This is a genomic window from Neisseria sp. HMSC069H12 (genome assembly GCF_001812735.1).
Lineage (GTDB): Bacteria > Pseudomonadota > Gammaproteobacteria > Burkholderiales > Neisseriaceae > Neisseria > Neisseria subflava.
Genome location: NZ_KV810292.1, coordinates 22,584 through 28,679 on the forward strand (window position 1 = coordinate 22,584; position 6,096 = coordinate 28,679).

Here is a 6,096-nt window from a genome sequence, read left to right on the forward strand (position 1 = left end):
ACAATAAAAATCATGACTATCCAGACCGATTTACTTCACGAAAAAATCAGCAATGAAGATTATCAACGCTTCATTGTCAAACACAGCGAATCTTTCAGCGACGGCGAAATCCGCCTATTAAACGAAATCCTTGAAAAATTCCGCTTTGATGTCGTACAGGCGCAGGCTTTGGCGCAAGCCGTCATGCAGCAGGTGCGCTTCGATCCAAACGACTACCATATCGACAGCGATGATGAAGATACAACCGGCATCTGTCCGCACTGCATCAATCCGCCCATGCCGCCCCTGCGCGATTATCTGGTTTGGCGCGAAACTCGCGGCTAAAAATTTTCCTAATCGATTTTAATAAGTCATTAACCATTCGCTATCGAACAAGGCCGTCTGAACAGGTGTATTCATTACGTTTGTTCAGACGGCCTTTTGTAAATAAATGTTCACGACTAGGATAAATCAGTATAATCTGCGCCGTTTGAATTTTCTTCGGAGCTTTTATGAACCAGCTTAAAACAGCGGTAGCCGGTGCGCAGATTTTGTTTGTCGCATTCGGTGCCATGGTGCTTGTACCGCTACTGACGGGACTGAACCCAGCTTTAGCATTATTGGGCGCAGGCTTGGGCACTTTGTTGTTCCAATTGGTTACCAAACGTAAAGTGCCGATTTTCCTCGGTTCTTCTTTTGCCTTTATTGCGCCGATTATCTACTCCATCGGCGAATGGGGCCTGCCTTCTACCATGTTCGGCCTGTTTGCGGCAGGTTTCATGTACTTTGTCTTTGCCGCGCTGATCAGATGGCGTGGTCTAGATGCGGTACACAAGCTATTGCCGCCCGTGGTTATCGGCCCGGTGATTATGGTAATCGGCTTGTCCGTGGCCGCTGCAGCCAGCAGCATGGCCATGGGTCAGGCAGATGGAAAACAGGTCATCGACTATATCGACTCGCTGATTCTCTCCGGCTTTACCTTTGCGGTAACCGTCATTGTTTCTGTCTTCGGCAGCAAAATGATGAAGCTGATTCCGATTCTGATCGGCGTGGCTTCCGGCTATGTGTTGGCTTTAATCATGGGCCTGGTCGATACCAGCGCCATCATCAACGCTCCTTGGTTTGCGATCCCTCATTTTGAAACGCCTCAAGTCAACTGGCAGGCTGCCTTGTTTATGTTGCCCGTTGCCATTGCCCCGGCCATCGAACACATCGGCGGCATTATGGCCATCGGTAATGTAACCGGCAAAAACTACACCAAAGATCCAGGCTTGGACAAAACCCTCGCAGGCGACGGCTTGGGCGTGTGTGTGGCCGGTTTGATTGGCGGCCCTCCTGTAACCACTTACGGCGAAGTAACCGGCGCGGTGATGATTACCAAAAACAGCAATCCCGTCATCATGACTTGGGCGGCAATTTTTGCAATTTTTATGGCGTTTTTCGGTAAATTTAACGCGTTTTTGGCTTCGATTCCCATGCCGGTTATGGGCGGTATTATGTTGCTGCTGTTCGGTACAATCGCCTCTTTGGGCATCAAAACATTGATTGATGCGAAAGTCGATTTGATGCAGCCGAAAAATCTGGTTATCGTCAGCTCCGTATTGACCACCGGTATCGGCGGCATGATTATCAAAGTAGGTACTTTGAGCTTCGCCGGTGTAGGTTTGTGCGCCGTATTGGCCATTATCCTGAACTGCGTTTTGCCCAATACCAAATCAGAAGAAGCATAAATAGCTGGCTCATAAACTCAAAGGTCGTCTGAAAATGAGATTTCAGACGGCCTTTTTATTACGCTTTATACAATGAAAAATACCGGAGACTTAACCATCTCCGGCATTTTTGAATAAGGTGGCGAGCCGAACCCCCGGCACTGGCTCATCAGAGTGGGCTGCTGGCTTCCGCCCCTGACCCGTTGTTCCGAATTACCAGGCGAGGAGACCCGCCATAGAAGAAACGCATTATAGCGGTTTTACAGAAAAACTCAAGCGATAAAATCTATCAGGCCGTCTGAAAACCATTTACACGACAAGATTGTAAACAATATTACCTAGTTGCAAATCATTCCCATTGGAATGTTTATTGTCTTTTCCGTTGAAAAATATCGAAAATTACACTACATTAACACTTTACGCCATCAAGAAGAAATTGCATTTTTCAGACGGCCTTTAATATAAAAACATTACATCCATCAACGGAACACAACCATGACCACGACTACTGCCCCTCAGCGTATTCGAGAAATTCCCTATAACTATACTTCTTATACCGACCGCGAAATCGTCATCCGACTGTTGGGCGATGAAGCGTGGCAGATTCTGCAAGACTTGCGCGGACAGCGCAGGACGGGGCGTTCGGCACGGATGTTATTTGAAGTGTTGGGCGATATTTGGGTGGTCGTGCGCAATCCGTATCTGGTCGACGATTTGCTGGAGCATCCGAAACGCCGCGCCGCGCTGGTGCGGGAAATGCGCCACCGGTTGAACGAAATCCGCAAACGCCGCGACGACAATCCGCAAGTCGATGTATTGGTCGCAGCGGCGGAAAAGGCGGTCGAGCGTTTTGACGGCAGCTTTGACGAAACGCGCCAAAAGCGGCGGCAGATTTTGGAGCGTTTGAGCAAAATCACCAAGCCGCACAATATTATGTTCGACGGGCTGGCGCGGGTAACGCACGTTACCGATGCGACCGACTGGCGCGTGGAATATCCGTTTGTCGTCGTCAATCCCGACACTGAGGCAGAAATCGCGCCTTTGGTGCGCGCCTTAATCGAGCTGGATTTGGTCATTATTCCGCGCGGCGGTGGCACGGGTTATACCGGCGGCGCCGTGCCTTTGGATGCAAACAGCGCGGTCATCAATACGGAAAAGCTCGACAAGCATCGTGGCGTCGAATTTGTAGAACTGGCGGGCTTGGACGGCAAACATCCGATTATCCATTGCGGCGCGGGTGTGGTAACGCGGCGGGTGGAAGAAACCGCGCATCAGGCGGGTTTGGTGTTCGCCGTCGATCCGACTTCCGCCGACGCGTCCTGCGTGGGCGGCAATGTGGCGATGAACGCGGGCGGCAAAAAAGCCGTGTTGTGGGGTACGGCGTTGGACAACCTCGCCTACTGGCAGATGGTCAACCCGCAGGGCGAATGGCTGCTTATCGAACGTGTACGCCACAATTTCGGCAAAATCCACGATGAAGAAATTGCCGTGTTCGACGTACACACGCTGGATTCAGACGGCATCAACATCGTTAAAACCGAACGTTTGGAAATTCCCGGTCACAAATTCCGCAAAGTCGGTTTGGGCAAAGACGTTACCGACAAATTCTTGAGCGGTCTGCCCGGCGTGCAGAAAGAAGGCACGGACGGCATCATCACCAGCGTCGCCTTCGTATTGCATAAAATGCCGAAATACACGCGTACTGTGTGTATGGAGTTTTTCGGTACGGTCGCCACCGCTACGCCGTCCATTGTCGAAATCCGCGACTTCTTGCTTGCCCATGAAAGTGTACGACTGGCCGGTTTGGAGCATTTAGACTGGCGTTATGTCCGTGCCGTCGGTTATGCCACCAAAGCAGCAGGCAAAGGCCGACCTAAAATGGTCTTGCTGGCAGACGTGGTTTCCGACGACGAAGCAGCCGTACAGGCAGCCGCCGAACACATCTGCGAACTTGCCCGCGCACGCGATGGCGAAGGCTTTATCGCCATATCTCCCGAAGCCCGTAAAACCTTCTGGCTTGACCGCAGCCGCACCGCAGCCATTGCTAAACACACAAACGCCTTTAAAATCAACGAAGACGTGGTAATCCCACTCGAAAGGCTCGGCGAGTATTCAGACGGCATCGAACGCATCAACATTGAGCTTTCCATCCAAAACAAACTCAAACTCTGTGCAGCCTTAGAGCAATATCTGTCCGACAAACTCCCCATCGACAAAATGGGAACAGACCTGCCGACCGCCGAACTGTTGGGCGAACGCGGTAAACACGCCCTGGCCCACGTTTCCGCTGTCAAAGCGCGTTGGGACTGGTTGCTCGCCAATCTGGACACGCTGCTTGCCGACTACAAAGCCCGCTACGGCGCAGCCGTCCATGCCGCGCCCGAAGCCAAAGACGACGAGAGCTGTTTCACCGCATTCCGCGACTTCCGTCTGCGCGTGTCCGTCAAAGAGGACGTAATGAAACCGCTCGCCGAAATCTTCAGCGGCAAAACCGACACCAAAATCATCGAAGGTTTGGGCAAAATCCACGCCAGAACCGTGCGCGGCAGAGTCTTCGTCGCCCTGCATATGCACGCCGGCGACGGCAACGTCCATACCAACATCCCCGTCAATTCAGACGACGCCCAAATGCTTCAGACGGCCTATCGTTCGGTCGAGCGCATCATGAAGCTTGCCCGTTCGCTCGGTGGCGTGATTTCGGGCGAACACGGCATCGGCATCACCAAGCTCGAATTTCTGACCGATGAAGATTTGCAGCCGTTTTGGGACTACAAAAACCAAGTCGATCCCAAGCACACCTTCAACCGTCACAAACTGATGAAAGGTTCGGACTTACGCAACGCCTACACGCCGTCCTTCGAGCTTTTGGGCGCGGAATCGCTGATTATGGAAAAATCAGACCTCGGCACCATCGCCGATTCCGTCAAAGACTGCCTGCGCTGCGGCAAATGCAAACCCGTCTGCTCCACCCACGTTCCGCGCGCCAATCTGCTGTACAGCCCGCGCAACAAAATCCTCGGCGTGGGGCTCTTGACCGAAGCCTTCTTATACGAAGAACAAACCCGCCGCGGCGTTTCCATCAAACACTTTGAAGAACTCATGGACATCGGCGACCACTGCACCGTGTGCCACCGCTGCGTCAAACCCTGCCCCGTCAACATCGACTTCGGCGATGTAACCGTAGCCATCCGCAACTACCTTGCCGATTCCGGCCACAAACGCTTCGCACCCGCCGCATCTATGGGCATGGCATTTTTGAACGCTACCGGCCCGAAAACCATCAAAGCCCTGCGCGCCGCCATGATACAGACCGGCTTCCCCGCGCAGAACTTCGCCTACAAAATCGGCAAAATCCTGCCCGTCGGCACCAAAAAACAAAAAGCCGAACCCAAAGCCACCGTCGGCACCACCCCGGTTAAAGAACAAATCATCCACTTCATCAACCGTCCTTTGCCCAAAAGCGTGCCCGCCAAAACACCGCGCTCCATGCTCGGCATCGAAGACGATAAAAGCATCCCCATCATCCGCAACCCCGATGCGCCCGAAGATGCCGAAGCCGTGTTCTATTTCCCCGGCTGCGGTTCCGAACGCCTGTTCAGCCAAATCGGACTCGCCGTCCAAGCCATGCTCTGGTACGTCGGCGTACAAACCGTCCTGCCGCCCGGCTATATGTGTTGCGGCTATCCGCAGGACGCGGGCGGCAACAAGGCAAAAGCCGAACAAATGAGTACCAACAACCGCGTCGCCTTCCACCGCATGGCGAACACCCTCAACTACCTCGACATCAAAACCGTCGTCGTCAGTTGCGGCACCTGCTATGACCAGCTCGAAAAATACCGCTTCGAAGAAATCTTCCCCGGCTGCCGCATCATCGACATCCACGAATACCTGCTCGAAAAAGGCGTACAACTGAACGGCGTGAAAGGTCAGCAATACCTCTACCACGACCCCTGCCACACGCCCATCAAAACCATGAATGCCACCCAAATGGCCAGCAGCCTCATGGGGCAGAAAGTCGTCCTAAGCGACCGCTGCTGCGGTGAATCCGGCATGTTCGCCGTCAAACGGCCTGACATCGCCACCCAAGTCAAGTTCCGCAAACAAGAGGAAATTGAGAAAAACCTCAAAGAGCTGCCGCAGGGCGAACCCGTCAAAATGCTTACCTCCTGCCCAGCCTGCCTGCAAGGCTTGAGCCGCTACACCGACGACAACAATATGCCTGCAGACTATATCGTCATCGAAATGGCGAAACACATCCTCGGCGAAAACTGGCTGGACGAGTTTGTAAAAAAAGCCAATAACGGCGGTGTAGAAAAAGTATTGCTCTAAGGACTTAGACAAAAACTTTTGGCTGTAATAAAGGCCGTCTGAAACCATTGAACTGCACCCCAAAAGTTGGACATCCCCC

3 protein-coding genes and 1 other RNA gene are annotated in these 6,096 nt (G+C 52.9%); 3 read left to right on the top strand and 1 reads right to left on the bottom strand.

Features of this window, described 5'->3' with window-relative positions:
- Positions 1–12: 12 nt before the first annotated feature.
- Positions 13–324, top strand: coding sequence for a hypothetical protein (locus HMPREF2872_RS08745; protein ID WP_070632983.1), 312 nt, complete (start codon positions 13–15; stop codon positions 322–324).
- 167 nt (positions 325–491) lie between these two features.
- A complete protein-coding gene (locus HMPREF2872_RS08750) occupies positions 492–1,709 on the top strand; it encodes a uracil-xanthine permease family protein (protein WP_070632985.1) in 1,218 nt (405 codons plus the stop codon).
- Between the two features lie 117 nt (positions 1,710–1,826).
- Here HMPREF2872_RS08750 and ffs read toward each other — a convergent pair.
- An RNA gene (gene ffs, locus HMPREF2872_RS08755) (signal recognition particle sRNA small type) lies at positions 1,827–1,923 on the bottom strand.
- 260 nt (positions 1,924–2,183) lie between these two features.
- Between ffs and HMPREF2872_RS08760 the strand changes: the two genes are divergently transcribed.
- The gene (locus HMPREF2872_RS08760) at positions 2,184–6,017 is read left to right on the top strand and encodes a DUF3683 domain-containing protein (RefSeq protein ID WP_070632987.1); all 3,834 of its coding nucleotides are present in this window, start codon (positions 2,184–2,186) and stop codon (positions 6,015–6,017) included.
- Positions 6,018–6,096 lie beyond the last annotated feature (79 nt).